Source organism: Azospirillum sp. B506, from assembly GCF_000333595.1.
GTDB lineage: Bacteria > Pseudomonadota > Alphaproteobacteria > Azospirillales > Azospirillaceae > Azospirillum.
Genome location: NZ_BADK01000924.1, coordinates 1 through 1,227, shown reverse-complemented (window position 1 = coordinate 1,227; position 1,227 = coordinate 1). Strand labels below are relative to the sequence as shown.

Here is a 1,227-nt window from a genome sequence, read left to right as displayed (position 1 = left end):
GCGGGATCACGGTGTCGTACACCTTCTCCCCGAAGAAGCCGCGGACGTCCGCCGCCACCATGTCCGACAAATTGTTGCGCTTGTCGAACATGGTCAGCACAACACCATGGATGTCCAGGTTCGGGTTGAAGGCGCGCTTCACCCGTTCGATGGTGCGGACAAGGTGGCTGAGACCCTCCAGCGCGTAGAACTCGCACTGCAGGGGGACCATGACGGCATGCGAGGCGACCAGGGCGTTCAGCGTCAGCAGACCCAGTGCCGGCGGGCAGTCGATCAGGACATAATCATATTCCAGCGCGCTGTTGGCGACCGCCTCGCGCAGGCGGAATTCACGGCGCTCGGCGCCGACCAGCTCGATTTCCGCGCCCGACAGATCGACCGACGAGGTGATGATCGACAGGTTCGGCACGGAGGACGGGGTGGCTGCGTCCTCCAGCGACACGTCGTCGAACAGCACGTCATAGATGCCGACGCGACGGTCGGACCGCGGGATGCCGAGACCGGTGGAGGCATTGCCCTGGGGGTCGAGGTCGATGACCAGCACCCGCTTGCCGATGACGGCGAGAGCGGTGGCGAGATTGATCGTCGTCGTGGTCTTGCCCACGCCGCCCTTCTGGTTGGCAATCGCAACCACACGGGCAAGGGGACGGGTGACGGCAGACATGGCAGCCTCTCGGGAGTCCGGTTGGCGGGAAGAGGGCGGGGGAACAGTGTCAGGCACGGTTTTCACGCACGCTCAAGGTGACTCACACGCAGGATGGTTCCGCTCGGATCGGTGCGGCTGTCAAATCGCTCCGCATCCAGTGTCCAACACTGCGTGGTCGCGGTCAATTCATCGTCCAGCGCGGCGCCCTTCAGGAACAGGCATTTGCCGCGCGAGCCGATGAAGGGGTGAGCCCAGGCGAAGAGATCGGTCAGCGGCGCCAGGGCACGGGCGGTAACGACATCGGCCTCGATGCCAGTGACGGTCTCGATCCGCTTGGTGTGAACGGTGACTGGCGCCTGGCAGACCCGCGCGACCTCGCGCAGGAAGGCACATTTGCGCACATCGCTCTCGATCAGATGGACCTGCGGCACACCGAGGATGGCGAGCACCAGACCGGGAAAACCGGCGCCGCTGCCGAGATCGACCAGGACCCGCGTCCCTTCCGGCAGCAGCGGGTGGAGCTGGGAGGAGTCGAGGAAGTGGCGTTTCCATGCTTCCGGCAGAGTGACGGGCCGACCAGA

Annotated in this window: 2 protein-coding genes; both read right to left on the bottom strand. The window is 65.1% G+C overall.

Going from position 1 to position 1,227, the window contains the following annotated elements:
• Positions 1-664: ParA family protein (locus I71_RS28650; protein WP_042702301.1), on the bottom strand; the 664-nt coding region annotated here is incomplete at its 3' end.
• A gap of 62 nt (positions 665-726) precedes the next feature.
• The coding region (gene rsmG, locus I71_RS28645; RefSeq protein WP_042702297.1) for a 16S rRNA (guanine(527)-N(7))-methyltransferase RsmG at positions 727-1,227 on the bottom strand (501 nt) is incomplete at its 5' end.